A 15,443-nucleotide genomic window follows, 5' to 3' on the forward strand; every position below is an offset into this window, starting at 1 on the left:
TTTCTTTCCTTAATGATCTTATACCATTATGCACGAGTAAGCCAGCTCATTGTCAACACGGTTATCAAAATCCCGAAAACACTGAGCACGATCGAATAGTTAGGCTTGGCTGCATCCGCTGTCGCAGGCTTGCCATCCAGCGGAACGATGGAAGCCGTCGCACTCGCAAGCGCATCTCCCTGGGAAGAGAGCGGCTGTGCTTCTACAACGTATGTACCATCATCTGTTTGCATGGAAGAAGAGATGACTTGTGCCTTTGGCGTGTTCATCGCCATCACTTCCCCGTTAATGACGAGGGCGTTAGCCTGTTCCGTGGAGCTTGTATTCACATATAGCGTAAACGTAAACAACAGCAGCAAAAGTACGGCTACACTTGCCCCCATACGTCGCATTCTGGCTGTTACGCTGAAAATTTTTCTGCCAATCGGGATCGCCCACTGCTCCTCAGACAAAATCCGGGCCATGACCGCATCTACAATGGAACGGGAAGGCGTAACCGAATGGTACTCTTCCTTGTCCATCGCCATCCACTCCCCGCTGTCCGACCAAATTTCATAGTCGGAACGGCAGGCATAACAAGAAGCCATATGATGGTCGACGCGGCGTTGCGTCACCTCGGGCAACAGATTTTCGGCGTAGTCAGGCAGAATTTCCTGCACTTCTTCACATTTCATCATCGATTCATCCCTTCAGCTTCATCCAATTGAGGGTCCAGGATGTAGGTTTCCAACTGGCCTTTTATACTTTGGCGTGCCCGAAACAGCAAGGATTTCACGGAGCTGACGGTCAAATTGAGGATCGTGGCGATCTCTGTGTAATCCATTTGTTCGTACTCCCGCAAAATCAGGGCGGAACGCTGCTTTTCCGGCAGGTTGTTGATCGCCAGTCTGACCATGCTCTCCCGCTCGTTGCGCAACAACACCTGCTCGGGCAAGGTTTTGGGAGAAGCCATCGGCACTTGCAAAGTATCGTCCAGATACACGTCGGAGTTGCGGCTTTTGCGCAATTCGCTGAGTACGGAGTTGCGGGCTATCGTATAGAGCCAGGTGGAGAAGGTTGCTTCTACATCACGGAAAGAATGAATGCTCTTATACGCCTTGTAAAACGTCTCCTGACAGATGTCCTCAGCGATATGCTCCAAATGAGCCTGGCGCAAAAGGTGAGTGACAAATGAGAGGATCTTTTTTTCATAACGACGAATCAGTTCAGCATAGCATTCCAGATTACCTTCTTTAATCTCTCGGATAAGCTGGGAATCGGTCATGATCAGGATTACCTCCTTGCGATTCCGATCCCTCAGCGGCCTTTGTCATATTAGACTGCTGGGGATGTAAAAAGTTGCGCGACCTTACGATTCTTTTCTCGTCTCACTGCGGGAATCCTTCACGAAAAAACCCCCAATTTTGGGGTTAAATGACATAGGCGTTGGGCTTTGTGTCGAAAATCCGCCTGCCCATCCCGATTGAAGAGCTAAACTGCGCATTTCGATACATCCATTTACCGTTCGACATAACAGATGCTGGAAGATGCATTTCGCTAAAATTGAGAATAGTGGAAAGATCATACTTTGTCAACCAGTTTTCCTTTTTCAGGAAGACAATATCAGCGTCCGCCCCTGGTGTCAAGCTTCCTTTTTGCGGATAAAGCCCAATCGCCTTGGCAACGTTTGTCGAAGCGAGTCTGACGAGCAGACAAAGCAGGATTTCCGGCGAGCACCATCTCCTGCGATAGTCAATGCGAACCTCCTGCAGAGGCGAAGCGACCTGGCAGCTATCGTAAAACCTCTGATATATATATCGGACAGCCCGGTCAGTTGTTTCAGCGTTCAAACGGAAAATGTGTAAAAACGGATCGGATTGTTTTGGTTCAAAGGCCGCTGACGGATCAGCAATGACAGTACGCACCTTCCAGTATCTCGTGGCGTCCAGCCAAAGCTGCCGAATGAGATCACGCTGTTCTTTTTTTACGGAAGCATCATTTTGAATATGCAAATGCAGAATCGTTTGTTTAGACGTATGAAGTGGCAAAAGCGTTTCCCAATTTATTGTGGAAATTTCTTCTGGGCTTCGGACCGTCACATGAAAGGAAGAAAAGCCGAGCTCTGAGTACTGCGCCACCGTTCTCGGCTGTAGCTGGGCAGGCTCGATCGCCACGTGCCAGGCGTAGTCGAGCGGGCTGTTGAAGTGCCTCGTCTGCTGGTATTCCACCTGCGGCCTGCTCATCCACGGCTCCGGGCGCAACACGTCCACGAAGCTCGTACAACCGCTCCTGACGAGCTCTCGCATCACTTCTATGTACGTCTTCCCATCTTTTATTTTATACAACGATTGTGTCGGCAGTGCGACGAAACCGGGCAAAAGATACATACCGGACGCGTCCACCTCTTCAAAGACGGTCGTCGCGGTCGTTTTGGGCAAGGTATCCTTGGCGATGCGAACGATTTTTCCGCCTGCAATCCAAATATCTGCTTCTTTGACTCGGTGCGCTGTGACTACCGCTCCTCCTCGAATGACCATTCCTTGCTCCGGCACGCTCGTCCCCTCCCGCCTCGCATCGAGCTGCAATTTGTACGAGCATATGCGCGGGCAAGGAAAAAAATACAAAAAAAGACCGCCGTTGATTGTAAGCGCATTCAAACGGCGGTAGCACACGTGTGCTTTTATAATATTGGATAGGAGTGGAGAGAAACCATACTGTAGTTTTATAATAAACGGAATGTAAGCGCTTGTCAAATCATTTTTGCTAAAAACCGCCAGACCTGTCCCGACGTTTTCCCGGCGGTTGGTAGACAGGCAAAAGAGCCTGGCTCGGTTGCGAGCGGCAGGCTCCTTTCCCTCTTTTTACTGTTGGCTGATGCGCGTAAGCAGCTCGTGGAATCCCGGGAACGATACGTCGATCGCTTCCTCGTTTTCGATTCCCGTCTCCCCTGTTGCCGCCAATCCGGCAATCGCCATCGCCATTCCGATGCGGTGATCGCCCATGCTGTCGATGACCGCGCCTGTCAGCGGAGTCTCGCCTTCGATAATCATGCCGTCCTCTGTCGGCGTGACACGACCGCCGAACTTGGAGAGCTGGCTTACGACCGTAGCGATGCGGTCGGTTTCTTTTACCTTCAGCTCCTCCGCATCGCGAATCACGGTCTTGCCCTTTGCCTGCGTCGCCATGACCGCGATCACCGGAATCTCGTCGATCAGCCGCGGAATGATGTCGCCCGCGATTTCAATGCCGTGCAACTCGGAATGGGTCACGAGCAAATCGGCAACCGGCTCTTCGTTTACGACGCGCTCGTTGAGCAGCTCCAGGCTTCCGCCCATCGCTTTGACCACGTCGATGATCCCTGTGCGGCTCGGATTGATGCCGACATTTTCGATCAACAGCGAGCTGCCGGGAACAACCATAACCGCTGCGATCAAAAACGCCGCAGAGGAAATGTCCCCTGGCACGGAGATAGCCCGTCCTGTCAGCTTTTGTCCGCCTTCTACAGATACGGTCAGGCCGTCGCGCACGACAGAGACGCCAAACGCTTGCAGCATGCGCTCCGTATGGTCGCGGGACAAATGCGGCTCCGTGACGCTGGTCACGCCGTTCGCCTGCAAGCCTGCGAGCAAAATCGCCGACTTGACCTGTGCGCTCGCTACCGGAGACTGGTAAGCGATCGCCTCCAGCTTGCCGCCGCGAATCGAGAGTGGCGTAAACTCGCCGTCTTTTCTGCCGTCGATCTTCGCGCCCATCTGGCGAAGCGGTCCGATCACGCGCCGCATCGGGCGTTTGGCGATCGACTCATCGCCTTCCATCACTACGTGAAACGGCTGTGTCGCCATAATTCCGGACATCAGGCGAATCGTCGTCCCGGAGTTGCCGACGTCGAGATGCTGCAAAGGCTCCCGCAGGCCGTACCAGCCTTTTCCGTGAACAGTCACCTTGTCGCCTTGCTGTTCGATCTCGATGCCCAGGCGGCGGAAGCAACTGATGGTGCTCAGGCAATCTGCCCCAGGCAAAAAGCCTTCAATCGTGGTGACGCCCTCTGCCAGCGCACCGAACATGACAGCGCGGTGCGAGATGGATTTATCTCCCGGAACACGCACGGTCCCTGTTATTTTTTTGGCTTGACGAACTCGAAGCACAGTTCCACTCCCCTTTGTCTCTTCAGCAATTAGTCATGCTGTGAAGCGTCTTCGTTGTAAAGTGTGTTTGTACAAAATGGCTTAGGAACGCCTGTACACATTGTAATCGAAAAAGCGCAGAAGTTCCTCCCCTTTTTCCATCTCCTCCTGGGAATGGAAGGTGATGCGCAGCGCTCCGTATATGTCTTCACGCGTCTCTCTGATTTGCAGGTTGGTAATGTTGATCTGCTTCGCTCCCAAAAGCGTCGTGATGCGGCCAATCTCCCCCGGATGGTCGGGAATGTCGATATACAGGTCGTTCAGAGGCGGCAAAGCCCCGGCTTTGCGCTCCGGCAGGCCGTCGCGAAAATCGCGCGCTGTCTGGAAAAACCGCTCAATGCCTTCTGGATCGCCCTCTTCCACAAGCTCGATAACATCCTCCAGAGCTTTTGTCCAATCTTTGGCGATTTTTAACAGCGGCTCGCGGTTTTGCAGGAGCACATCGCGCCACATCCGCGGGTTGCTGGACGCAATGCGCGTAATGTCGCGGAAGCCGCCTGCGGCCAGGCGTGCGTGCCAGCCGTTTTCCTCGTCGTAGCCCGCAACCAGATTGACCAGCGCGGATGCCAGCACGTGCGGGAAGTGGCTGACCGCGCCCACTACCTGATCGTGGGTGTCAGCGTCCATTTGCACGACTTTTGCCCGCGTCAGCGAGAGCAATTCGGTCAGGCGCTCGACTTTTTCAGGCGGGGTGCCCGGTGCGGGCGTCAATACGTAATAGGCATTCTCCAACAGCCTGTCCGAAGCCGCTTCGACCCCTGACTTGTGCGAGCCTGCCATCGGGTGTCCACCAATGAACGTCACGCGCTCCGGGATGACTTCTACGGCTTGTCTGACGATGCCGGCCTTGGTGCTGCCCACGTCTGTTACAATGACGTCTGGCTGCAGCTCCATGTCTTGCAAATGCTGCAAGGTAGCGACGATCTGCTCGACAGGCGCAGCGAGAAAAATGACATTCGCTTCCCGGACGGCCGTTTGCAAATCGGTCGTGCCTGCGTGGATGACGCCGAGCGTCAACGCTTTATCTAACGGTTCTTGACGTACGTCGTAACCGACGACCCGGATGTTGGGGTCCCGTCGCATCGACAAAGCGATCGAACCGCCGATCAATCCGACTCCGATTACGGCGATAGTAATTTTTTTCATCTCCACTTCCTGTCCTTCCTTGTTCGCGTAGACAAAGATGCCGGGGCACGCCCGGCATCTTTTGTCCGTTATTTCAATGCGCCAGTCACAATTTCTTTCAACACAGACAAAATCTTTTCATTCTGTTCTTTCGTTCCCACCGTAATCCGCTGGTATCCCGGGAAGCCGAGTGCATTCCCCGAGCGCACGATGATGCCGTGCGTCAACAGCTTTTTGAACACTTCATCGGAATCTCTTTTCAGGTCAACCAAAATGAAGTTGGTCTGCGACGGGAAGTAAGAAAGTCCCCACTCGTCAAAAGCGTCCGTCAATTGCTTCAGCCCTTCGCGGTTGCGCTCGCGGCATGCGGCCACGAACTCCTGGTCGCGCAAGGCCGCACGAGCTGCTACTTGACCGAGCGCTCCGGTGTTGAACGGTTCGCGCACGTGCTCCAGTGCAGACACCAGCTCTTCGGAGGCGATGCCGTAGCCGATCCGCAGCGTTGCCAGACCGTAAATTTTGGAGAACGTCCGCAAAATAATCAGATTCGGATACTGATCGAGCAAAGGAACGGTTTGTGGATATTTTGGATCAACAACATACTCGTAATAAGCTTCATCCAAAACAACGAGAACGCTGCTCGGCACTTTTTTCAGGAACGCTTCCAGCTCTGTCGCAGTCACGATGGTACCGGACGGGTTGTTCGGGTTACATACCCATACGACTTTCGTCTGTTCGTTGATGGCTGCTGCCATCGCTTCCAGATCGTGAACGCCGTCCTTGAGCGGAACCTCGATCAGCTCTGCCCCTTCGATAATCGCATTGGAGCGATACTGGGAAAAGGTAGGAGTCGCCATGACCGTGTTCGTGCCTTCACTCAAAAAAGCGCGGGAGATCATCAACAAATTTTCGTCGGAACCATTGCCGAAAATGAGTTGACTAGGCTTCACGCCGAGGAAATCGGCCAAATCCCAGCGCAGGCTGAGGCTTGCGCCGTCCGGGTAAAGAGCGAGATTATCCAGTTGCTCCGCAATGGCCGCCTTCGCCTTAGGCGAGCAGCCGTAAGGGTTCTCGTTGGACGCCAGCTTGATTACTTCTGTCAAACCAAACTCCCGTTTGACGTCTTCAATGGGCTTCCCTGGCTGATATACCGGGGCATTGAGTATGCGTTGCTTCGGTTGCATCCACGTTCACTCCAGTCACATTTTTCCCATTATTGTAGCGCACTCGCCAACTGTTGTACAAACGTTTTTATTTTTTCAACAGCAACTGGCATTTGTGCCGGATCTTTCAGTTGGTCCTCGTGCTGTTCAATCTGCTGCACGATCGCGCTGCCCACGATCACGCCGTCTGCATGCGGCGCTACGGCCCGCACCTGCTCTGGCGTGGAGATGCCGAATCCGACGGCAGTCGGCGCAGTCGTGCTTGCTTTTACCCGCGCCAAAAAGTCCGCCAAGTCTTCGCGCAAGTCTGTCCGCGCTCCCGTCACGCCGAGCGACGAAACGCAGTACAAAAAGCCTGTCGCCTGCTCGCCGATCGTCTGGATGCGCGTATCGGACGTCGGTGCCACGAGCGAAATGACGTGCAAGCCGTTTTGCTTCGCGGCAGCCACGGCAGGGCCGTTTTCTTCAATCGGCAAATCCGGAATGACGACGCCGTCTGCTCCATGCGCGGCCAGGTCGGCGAAAAAGCGTTCGATTCCGTATTGCAGCACGGGATTGAAGTAAGAAAACAGGACGATGCCCGCTTCTACGCCCGACTCTCGCAGGCGGGAGACGAGCTGCAAGGCGTCTGCGATCGACACGCCGTGTTGCAGCGCACGCTGCGAGGCGCGCTGGATCGTAGGGCCATCTGCCAGCGGATCGGAATACGGAACGCCAAGCTCGATCACGTCCGCTCCGGCCTCCACCATCGCAGTCACGAGTTGAAACGTCGCTTCCAAGGTCGGATCTCCTACCGTAATAAACGGGATAAAACGCTTGCGGCTGCGATCCGCAAACAAACGGTCAATTCGATTCGTTGCTGCCGTCATCATGCCACTCCCCCTTCTGTGCGTTCCGCCAGCGCTTCCTGGATGGTCAGCACGTCTTTGTCCCCGCGTCCCGACAGGCAAATGACGATGATCTTCTCCGGCGACATTTGCGGAGCGCGCTTGATGACCTCAGCAATCGCGTGGGCGCTCTCCAGTGCGGGAATAATCCCTTCCGTGCGGCACAAAAGCTCGACGGCCGCGAGCGCCTCCGCATCGGTTACGGACGTGTACGTCACTCTCCCGGTATCTTTTAAATACGCATGCTCAGGGCCGACGCCCGGGTAGTCCAGCCCCGCCGAGATCGAGTGCGCCTCTTGCACCTGTCCGTGCGCATCCTGCAGCAAGTAGGTGAGCGAGCCGTGAATCACGCCTGGCCGCCCAAGGGTCAATGTCGCGGCATGCTTGTCTGTCTCGATTCCTTTTCCTGCCGCTTCCACGCCGCGAAGCGCGACAGACTCATCCTGAATAAACGGGTAAAACATCCCGATCGCGTTGCTGCCGCCGCCTACGCAGGCGACTACCTCGTCGGGCAGCTTGCCGAGTTGCTGCAAAATTTGCTGGCGCGTCTCCTCCCCGATAATTTTCTGGAACTCGCGCACCATGTACGGATACGGATGCGGGCCGACGACCGAGCCGATCACGTAAAACGTCTCCTCTACGTGCGAAACCCAGTGGCGAATCGCCTCGTTCGTCGCGTCCTTCAGCGTCCGCGAGCCGGACACGGCCGGAATGACTTCCGCTCCCAACAAGTTCATGCGAAAGACGTTCAACGATTGGCGGCGAATGTCTTCCTCGCCCATGAACACTTTGCAGGAAAGCCCGAGCTTCGCTGCGACCGTCGCGCTGGCAACGCCGTGCTGCCCCGCTCCCGTCTCTGCGATAATCGCCTTTTTGCCCATACGCTTTGCCAAAAGCGCCTGCCCGAGCGCATTGTTCAGCTTGTGCGCCCCGGTATGGTTGAGGTCTTCGCGCTTGAGGTAAATTTGCGCCCCGCCAAGCGCCTCCGTCAGCCGCTCCGCATGTGTCAGCGGCGTAGGGCGACCTGCGTATTTGCTGAGCAGCTCATTCAGCTCGGCTACGAACTGTGGATCACGTCGCGCTTCCTCAAAAGCAGCCTCCAGCTCGTACAAAGCATTCATCAACGTCTCTGGCACGAATTTTCCGCCGAACGCTCCAAACCGTCCGTTCTCGTCAGGCACGACCCGCGTGGTTGTCTGTGTATTGCTTGGCATGCGCCTTCACCCTCTCCACCAGTTTTTTTATCTTATCTCCGTCTTTCTCTCCATCCGTCTCTACTCCGCTGGACACGTCGATCACCGCAGCCTGGTACGTGCCAATCAGCTCGGCTACGTTTTCGGCATGAATCCCGCCTGCGATGATGCAATCCGCTTCCTTGCACTTCGCTTGCAGCAGCGGAATTTGCTCCCACGAAAACTTTTTCCCTGTTCCGCCTGCTTGCGCCGGATCGTACGTATCGAACAAAAAGGCGCTTACAATCCCCTGATACGCTTCCAGCGACGCGGAGGCATCCGCTTCGCCTCCAACAGCCAGTGCCTTCCATACCGGCACCGAAAACCGCTCTCGCACTTGGCGGCAAAATTCCGGCGTCTCCTGGCCGTGCAGTTGAATGACAGAAAGCGGCGCTTCCGCGAGCACTTCAGCCAGCTCATCCATCGTCGGATTGACAAACACGCCGACAGCCGGCGGGTGGCCGAAAACGGCAGCGAGCAGCCTCCCTGCCGTTTTCGCGTCTACCTTGCGCTTGCTTGGCGCAAACACCAGACCGACATAGTCGACGTCCAGCTCTTTTAGCAGCGCAAGCGTCTCCGGGCGTTTGATCCCGCAAATTTTCAACCGGGTCACAAGCTCACCCCCGCCTTGCTGCCTTTCGCTGGTCCGACCAGATCGAAAACCGCCTGTTTCACGTCTTGCTGGCGCATGAAGTGCTCGCCGACCAAAACCGCTCTCGCTCCCGCCTGTCTGACGTTTTCCACATCGGTCGCAGAAGAAATGCCGCTTTCGCTAACGACAGTCAGGGAAGCAGGCAGTTCCGCGAGCAGTTCGTGCGTCACCGCGAGATCGGTCTGAAACGTATGCAGGTTGCGGTTGTTGATCCCGAGCAGCTTCGGTTCGATCGCGCGGAAAACGAGCTCGCACTCCCGCTTGTCGTGGACTTCGACGAGGACGTCCATCCCGAGTTGTTCCGCCGTCTGCGACAAATGCCGCAGTTGCTCGTGCGTAAGGATCGCGGCGATGAGCAAAATGCAATCCGCTCCGGCTGCCCGCGCTTCCACTACCTGAATGTCTTCGATGAGAAAATCTTTTCGCAGCAAAGGACGGTCTACCGCTTCGCGAATGCCCTGCAAATAAGCGAGACTGCCCTGGAAAAACGACTCGTCGGTCAAGACGGACAGGCACTCGGCCTCAGCCGCCTGATACGCCCGCGCAATCGCGAGCGGGTCAAAATCCGGGCGAATCAGCCCTTTGGACGGCGAAGCCTTTTTCACTTCGGCAATTACGCTGACCGGGCGGCTGCTCTGTTCCAGCGCCTGGCGAAAGCCGCGCGGACGCTCCTGCGCTTTGGCTTGCTGCAGCAAGGCCGCTACCGTCGTCTCTTTTTGCAGGCGAGCGATTTCCTCGCGTTTTTTTTCCACGATTTTATGAAGCATGAATCATCCCTCCTGCAATTTGCCGAATGTGCTCCAGCTTGCGCATGACGAGTCCGTCGTCAATCAGCTCCGCTGCCCGGATCACGCCTGCTTCGATCGAGCGAACGCGATTCGCCAGGTAGAGGATCGCCCCTGCGTTTAACAGCACGATGTCGCGCGCCGCCCCGCGCTTGCCAGCGAACACCTCGCGAATGATCGTCGCGTTTTCGCACGCGTCTCCGCCGCGCAGCGCTTCTTTTTCATGGCGGCGCAATCCGAACTGTTCTGGGTCGATCTCATACGTGCGAATCTCGCCGTCACGCAGCTCCGCGATCTGGCTTGTTCCCGTCACGGTCAGCTCATCCAGCCCGTCAGAGCCAGCCACGACCAGCGCCCGCTCTACATGCAGCTCGCGCAGGACAGCCGCGACAGTCGGCAGCAGCTTCGCATCATAGACGCCCATGAGCTGATGGCTGGCGTTTGCCGGATTCGTCAGCGGGCCAAGCAGGTTGAAAACGGTGCGCACGGCCAGCTCCTTGCGCGGACCTGCCGCATGCTTCATCGCCTGGTGGTAGAGCGGCGCGAACAAAAAGCACAGGTTGGTCGCACGCAGACAATCAGCGGCGGACTTGGGCGACAGGTTGACCGGAACGCCCAGCTCTTCGAGGACGTCTGCACTGCCGCTTTTGCTCGACACAGCCCGGTTGCCGTGCTTGGCGATCCGCACGCCGTCGCTCGCCGCCACAATCGCACTGGCTGTCGAGATATTGAACGTGTTGCTGCCGTCTCCCCCTGTGCCGCACGTATCGACCAGACCCGGCAGCTCGATCGGAAAACGCATCGCCCGGGCGCGCATCGCCTGCGCAAACCCGATGATTTCCTCTACTTGCTCGCCCTTGAGCCGCATACTCGCCAAAAAGGCTCCGATCTGGGCTGGCGTCGCTTTGCCGTCCATGATTTCTCCCATCGCTTCCTCTGCGATTGCCCGCGACAAATCGTTTCCTTGCAAAATTTGCTCCAATGCATGGGTCAGCATGGCAATACCTCCTTGCGCACAAATAGCTGTTCTGCCTTTTCCAAAGCCGAAATCATCGCGGCTGCCTTGTTTACCGTCTCCTGGTATTCGCTTGCGGGAACCGAGTCGGCGACGATGCCTGCTCCTGCCTGCACGTGCGCGTACCCATCCTGGAAAAACAACGTCCGGATCGTGATGCAACTGTCGAGCGAGCCGTCGAAGGAAATGTAGCCGATCGCTCCGGCGTACAGATGGCGGGCATCCGGTTCCAGCTCGGCGATAATCTCCATCGCCCGCAGCTTGGGCGAGCCGGAGACGGTCCCGGCCGGGAAGGCGCTGAGCAGGGCGTCAAAAGCGTGTAGCCCCTCGCGCAGCTTGCCCGTCACGTGCGACACCATGTGCATCACATGCGAGTAATTTTCGATGACGAGCGCCTCTTCCACGCGGACGCTGCCGTAAGCCGACACCTTGCCGACATCGTTGCGGCCCAGGTCCAGAAGCATGTAATGCTCCGCCCGTTCCTTTTTGTCGGCCAAAAGGTCTGCCGCCAGCTCCTCGTCCTCCTGCGGCGTCGCGCCTCTTTTTCTCGTTCCGGCGATCGGGCGCATCTCGACTTTTTCATCCTCGACCCGCACGAGCAGCTCGGGAGACGTACCGACGACCGTCTCGCCCTCGTATTCGAGGTAGTACATGTACGGCGAAGGATTCAGCGTGCGAAGCAGTCTGTACACGGCAAACGGATCGACGTCGGTCTTGACGGAAAAGCGCTGCGAGAGCACTACCTGGAAAATATCGCCCGCTGCGATGTACTCTTTTGCCTGCTCGACCATCCGCTCGTACTGCTCGCGGCTCATGTTCGGCTCGACGTTGAGCGGGGCTGGCGACTGGGTTTCTACCTGGATGCGGCTGTCCACCTCCAGCGGAGCGGTTACCTTTGTAGCGAGCTGCTCCAGCCTTTCGCAGACTAGCTTGTATTTTTCGTCAATAACTTCGGCGGAATCTCCCGGCTCTACGTGCAAGTTGACGATCAACTGAATTTCCTGCTTCAAGTGATCGAAAGCGATCATTTCGTCGACGAAGAGGAAGCGCATGTCTGGCACGCGTACTGCCTCTTGGCGGTGCGCCGGCAAATTTTCAAAATAGCGCAGGGTGTTGTAGCCAAAAAAGCCTACGGCCCCGCCGCTCAAGCGGGGAAAGCCGGGCAGCTTCGGGCTCTTGAAGCGATCCGTCTCCTGGCGCAAAAAGTGGACGGGATTGCCTGTCAAAGCTTTTCGCTCTCCGCTGCGCGTCACTACGGAGATGTCTTCCCCTTTTGCTTCCACGATTTGAAAAGGGTTCATCCCGATGAACGAGAAACGGGCCCAACGCGCTCCGCCTTCCACGCTCTCCAGCAAAAACGAATCACTCGTACGAATCTTCTGATACAAACGGATGGGTGTCTCCTGGTCTGCCAAAAGCTTCAGGCTCACAGGAATCAGGGAATAGGTCGCCGAAAGGTTCTTGACCTCAGCAAGGGAGGGAAAATACATGAACTCTCATCTCCTTTTTAGTGGGAGCGAAAAGGGAGAACAACCGCCTTTTCACTGCCCGCTGCCTAGAGCGAGAGGTAGGGGGGAGAAAAAAATATACAAAAAAACCCAGCGACAGAACTGGATTGGGTAGACAAATATGTACCCAGCCTGCTCTTCTCTCCTCAACCTAACTCATCTCAACTCTGCTCTACTCATTCTCAACTCAGCCGGTATTGGCTCTTCTTCTGCAAAAACGAGGCGCTCTCGTTTCATTTATGGTAAAAGAGAGCGCCCTGATTGTCAACTGCGATTTGTCAAATCCGGGCGAAGCTTGACTGCATCCCGCAAAAAGACGTGCTGAATCTCTTTTGCCGACTTCTCTGTGTTGACGTGCATCATGACGCGAATACAGAGGGGCAAGCTGCCCGGCACAGGAATTTCCCGCGCGCACATCAGCGGGACATACTGCCAGGCCTCCCCTTCCAACAGACGCGCCGCCTGGGCGGGAAACGTCGCACACAAATCCTCTGTCGTCGTGATGATGATACTGCCGATCTCTTCCGGATTTACTTCATTGCGCGTGACCATTTCTTCCAGCAGCCACTTGGTGGAAGAGACAATCTCTTCCCGCGTATCGGCTTCTACCGTAACCGCGCCTCTGATTCCTCGCATTCCCATTACAAAGCCTCCGCTTCTTCACTCATTACTGTCAGGATGAGCTGTTCGTCTACGTGTTTCCCAATCTCCGCCTGCCCGATTGCGCTAGGCAATACGAGGGCAAGCTGGCCGCCGACCGTCTTTTTATCCCGCTTCATCGCCTCGAGGACGTCTTGCGGCTCAAGTCCTTTTGGCCAAGCCGTTGGCAAATGGTACAGGCTGAGCAAATGCTTCGTGCGATCGTACACGCCTCTTTGCGCCAAGCCGATTCGCTCCGCTACTTTGGCGGCGATGCACATCCCGATGGAAATGGCTTCGCCGTGATTCAACGTCGCGTACGCCGACAGCGCCTCAAACGCATGGCCGAATGTGTGCCCCAAATTCAAAAGCGCACGCTGGCCCTGCTCGGTTTCGTCGGCAGAGACAACCGCAGCCTTGACGGCGCAGCCTCTTTCGATCGCTTTCCCTAACAATTCTGAATCAAGCTCCCACAGGCGGGCGGCGTTCTCCTCCAGCCAATCCACAAAGGAGGCGTCCGAAATAAGAGCGTGCTTGATGACTTCGGCAAAGCCTGCGGCCACTTCGCGCTTGGGCAAGGTGTGCAGCACCTTTGTGTCGTAGATCACGACGCGAGGCTGATGAAAAGCACCGATCAAGTTTTTCCCCAACGGGTGATTGATCGCCACTTTTCCTCCGACTGAGCTGTCGTGAGCGAGCAACGTCGTCGGCAACTGGACAAAGTCAATGCCGCGCATGAACGTAGCCGCCACAAAGCCAGCCAAATCCCCCACGACGCCGCCGCCCAGCGCGAGAATTGCGGATTTGCGGTCCAGTCCGCCCTGAATCGCTTCGGTCATCAACCGTTCGTAGACAGCGAGACTTTTCGATTGCTCGCCCGCTTCCACGACGCTCGCTATCGCATTGTATCCGGCAGCGCGCAGAGCATCGCGCAGCGGCTCTAAGTAACGAACCGCCACATGCTCATCTGTAATAATCATCAGTTTGCTTGTGGAGACAACTCCTGCCTCCGCAAGCAAATCAGGAACCTGCTGCAATAGAGAATCGCCGATCACAATCTCGTAAGAACGCTCTCCCAGCTCTACTGTCAGTCTGTTGGTCTTCATTAGAATTTCTCCGTGTACGCGCGGTATTCACGCACGTTTTCGATCATGTCGTCCATCGAATCGCTCGGGAACTTCTCGCACATCGCCTGCGCGATCTCCCACGCGACTACCGCTTCCGCTACGACGCTCGCAGCCGGAACCGCGCAACTGTCGGAGCGCTCGATGCTCGCGGAAAACGGCTCGCGGGAGTCGATATCCACGCTCATGAGCGGCTTGTACAGCGTCGGGATCGGCTTCATCACGCCGCGCACGACCACAGGCATCCCCGTCGTCATGCCGCCCTCCAAACCGCCTGCGCGATTCGTTTTGCGGCTGTAGCCGGTCTCTTCGTTCCAGATGATTTCGTCGTGGACTTGCGAGCCTTTCAAGCCTGCCGCCTCAAACCCGATGCCGATTTCCACGCCTTTGAACGCCTGAATGCTCATGATCGCCTGCGCCAGTCGTCCGTCGAGCTTGCGATCCCATTGCACGTGGCTGCCAAGGCCGATCGGCACACCTTCCACGATTACTTCGACCACGCCGCCGAGGGAATCGCCGTCTTCTTTTGCCTTGTCGATCGCCGCCATCATGAGCGGCTCCGCTTCTTTATCCAGGCAACGAACCGGCGATTCTTCCGTCCGGGCAATCAGCTCTTCCAGGCTGACCTCCTGACGCTTCGCCACCACATCATTGATCTGCAAAACTTGTCCGCCGATCCGGATGCCGAAAGCCGCCAGCAATTGGCGAGCGACAGCCCCTACGGCCACGCGGATTGTCGTTTCGCGGGCGCTGGAACGTTCCAGAATATTTCGCATATCGCGCTGATGGTATTTAATCGCACCATTCAGGTCAGCGTGGCCTGGACGCGGGCGAGAGACGCGGCGCTTTTCCTCTGCGCCCTCTTCTACCGGCTCGGCACTCATGATCGTTTGCCAGTGAGTCCAATCCTTATTTTCAACGACCAGCGTGATCGGTGCCCCTGTCGTATAACCGTGGCGCACGCCGGACAAAATTTTCACCTGGTCTTTTTCAATCTGCATTCTGCGGCCACGTCCATGCCCTTTTTGACGACGTGCCAACTGTTCATTGATTGCCTCAACCGAAATCGGCAAGTTGCTCGGAACTCCCTCGATGATCGCCGTAAGCTGCGGGCCGTGAGATTCCCCTGCTGTCAAGTAACGCATCTCTT

The 15,443-nt window shown here is 56.3% G+C and carries 15 protein-coding genes; all 15 read right to left on the minus strand.

Annotated features, from left to right (window positions below; translation table 11 throughout):
* Positions 1 to 26: 26 nt before the first annotated feature.
* Positions 27 to 677, minus strand: a complete 651-nt coding sequence (locus tag BA6348_RS16680) for a zf-HC2 domain-containing protein (RefSeq protein ID WP_051353869.1) — start codon at positions 675 to 677, stop codon at positions 27 to 29.
* Positions 674 to 1,264 (minus strand): RNA polymerase sigma factor, encoded by a 591-nt coding sequence (locus BA6348_RS16685; RefSeq protein ID WP_007785416.1) that lies wholly within the window; start codon positions 1,262 to 1,264, stop codon positions 674 to 676. Before BA6348_RS16685 ends, BA6348_RS16680 begins: the two co-directional genes overlap by 4 nt.
* A gap of 145 nt (positions 1,265 to 1,409) precedes the next feature.
* Positions 1,410 to 2,531 carry an amidohydrolase family protein gene (locus BA6348_RS16690; protein ID WP_122953149.1) on the minus strand — a complete coding sequence of 374 codons (1,122 nt, stop codon included), beginning with the start codon at positions 2,529 to 2,531 and terminating at the stop codon, positions 1,410 to 1,412.
* Positions 2,532 to 2,840: 309 nt separating this feature from the next.
* Positions 2,841 to 4,124, minus strand: coding sequence for a 3-phosphoshikimate 1-carboxyvinyltransferase (aroA, locus tag BA6348_RS16695; RefSeq protein WP_007785420.1), 1,284 nt, complete (start codon positions 4,122 to 4,124; stop codon positions 2,841 to 2,843).
* A gap of 81 nt (positions 4,125 to 4,205) precedes the next feature.
* Positions 4,206 to 5,309, minus strand: coding sequence for a prephenate dehydrogenase (locus BA6348_RS16700; RefSeq protein ID WP_007785422.1), 1,104 nt, complete (start codon positions 5,307 to 5,309; stop codon positions 4,206 to 4,208).
* 68 nt (positions 5,310 to 5,377) lie between these two features.
* Positions 5,378 to 6,472 carry a histidinol-phosphate transaminase gene (hisC, locus tag BA6348_RS16705; RefSeq protein ID WP_005831272.1) on the minus strand — a complete coding sequence of 365 codons (1,095 nt, stop codon included), beginning with the start codon at positions 6,470 to 6,472 and terminating at the stop codon, positions 5,378 to 5,380.
* A gap of 29 nt (positions 6,473 to 6,501) precedes the next feature.
* Entirely contained in the window at positions 6,502 to 7,320 is an 819-nt protein-coding gene (gene trpA / locus BA6348_RS16710; protein ID WP_005831274.1) for a tryptophan synthase subunit alpha, read from the minus strand.
* Positions 7,320 to 8,552, minus strand: a complete 1,233-nt coding sequence (gene trpB / locus BA6348_RS16715) for a tryptophan synthase subunit beta (RefSeq protein ID WP_122953148.1) — start codon at positions 8,550 to 8,552, stop codon at positions 7,320 to 7,322. Before trpB ends, trpA begins: the two co-directional genes overlap by 1 nt.
* On the minus strand, positions 8,512 to 9,183 hold the full coding sequence (locus BA6348_RS16720) for a phosphoribosylanthranilate isomerase (RefSeq protein ID WP_122953147.1): 672 nt from the start codon (positions 9,181 to 9,183) through the stop codon (positions 8,512 to 8,514). Before BA6348_RS16720 ends, trpB begins: the two co-directional genes overlap by 41 nt.
* Entirely contained in the window at positions 9,180 to 9,989 is an 810-nt protein-coding gene (gene trpC / locus BA6348_RS16725) for an indole-3-glycerol phosphate synthase TrpC (RefSeq protein WP_007785428.1), read from the minus strand. Before trpC ends, BA6348_RS16720 begins: the two co-directional genes overlap by 4 nt.
* Positions 9,979 to 11,004, minus strand: a complete 1,026-nt coding sequence (trpD, locus tag BA6348_RS16730; RefSeq protein WP_005831282.1) for an anthranilate phosphoribosyltransferase — start codon at positions 11,002 to 11,004, stop codon at positions 9,979 to 9,981. The genes trpC and trpD overlap by 11 nt, the downstream gene beginning before the upstream one ends.
* A complete protein-coding gene (trpE, locus tag BA6348_RS16735; RefSeq protein ID WP_005831284.1) occupies positions 10,998 to 12,512 on the minus strand; it encodes an anthranilate synthase component I in 1,515 nt (504 codons plus the stop codon). The genes trpD and trpE overlap by 7 nt, the downstream gene beginning before the upstream one ends.
* A gap of 282 nt (positions 12,513 to 12,794) precedes the next feature.
* On the minus strand, positions 12,795 to 13,172 hold the full coding sequence (aroH, locus tag BA6348_RS16740; protein ID WP_005831286.1) for a chorismate mutase: 378 nt from the start codon (positions 13,170 to 13,172) through the stop codon (positions 12,795 to 12,797).
* On the minus strand, positions 13,172 to 14,275 hold the full coding sequence (aroB, locus tag BA6348_RS16745; protein ID WP_005831288.1) for a 3-dehydroquinate synthase: 1,104 nt from the start codon (positions 14,273 to 14,275) through the stop codon (positions 13,172 to 13,174). Before aroB ends, aroH begins: the two co-directional genes overlap by 1 nt.
* Entirely contained in the window at positions 14,275 to 15,438 is a 1,164-nt protein-coding gene (gene aroC, locus BA6348_RS16750) for a chorismate synthase (protein ID WP_005831290.1), read from the minus strand. Before aroC ends, aroB begins: the two co-directional genes overlap by 1 nt.
* Positions 15,439 to 15,443: the final 5 nt, after the last annotated feature.

The organism is Brevibacillus agri, from assembly GCF_004117055.1.
GTDB classification, from domain to species: domain Bacteria; phylum Bacillota; class Bacilli; order Brevibacillales; family Brevibacillaceae; genus Brevibacillus; species Brevibacillus agri.

Coding starts and splice junctions, on each gene's coding strand:
- hisC (WP_005831272.1), bottom strand. CDS start 6,472: ATGCAACCGAAGCAACGCATACTCAATGCCCCGGTATATCAGCCAGGG.
- trpC (WP_007785428.1), bottom strand. CDS start 9,989: ATGCTTCATAAAATCGTGGAAAAAAAACGCGAGGAAATCGCTCGCCTG.
- trpB (WP_122953148.1), bottom strand. CDS start 8,552: ATGCCAAGCAATACACAGACAACCACGCGGGTCGTGCCTGACGAGAAC.
- BA6348_RS16685 (WP_007785416.1), bottom strand. CDS start 1,264: ATGACCGATTCCCAGCTTATCCGAGAGATTAAAGAAGGTAATCTGGAA.
- aroC (WP_005831290.1), bottom strand. CDS start 15,438: ATGCGTTACTTGACAGCAGGGGAATCTCACGGCCCGCAGCTTACGGCG.
- aroH (WP_005831286.1), bottom strand. CDS start 13,172: ATGGGAATGCGAGGAATCAGAGGCGCGGTTACGGTAGAAGCCGATACG.
- trpE (WP_005831284.1), bottom strand. CDS start 12,512: ATGTATTTTCCCTCCCTTGCTGAGGTCAAGAACCTTTCGGCGACCTAT.
- aroB (WP_005831288.1), bottom strand. CDS start 14,275: ATGAAGACCAACAGACTGACAGTAGAGCTGGGAGAGCGTTCTTACGAG.
- trpD (WP_005831282.1), bottom strand. CDS start 11,004: ATGCTGACCCATGCATTGGAGCAAATTTTGCAAGGAAACGATTTGTCG.
- trpA (WP_005831274.1), bottom strand. CDS start 7,320: ATGACGGCAGCAACGAATCGAATTGACCGTTTGTTTGCGGATCGCAGC.
- BA6348_RS16680 (WP_051353869.1), bottom strand. CDS start 677: ATGATGAAATGTGAAGAAGTGCAGGAAATTCTGCCTGACTACGCCGAA.
- BA6348_RS16700 (WP_007785422.1), bottom strand. CDS start 5,309: ATGAAAAAAATTACTATCGCCGTAATCGGAGTCGGATTGATCGGCGGT.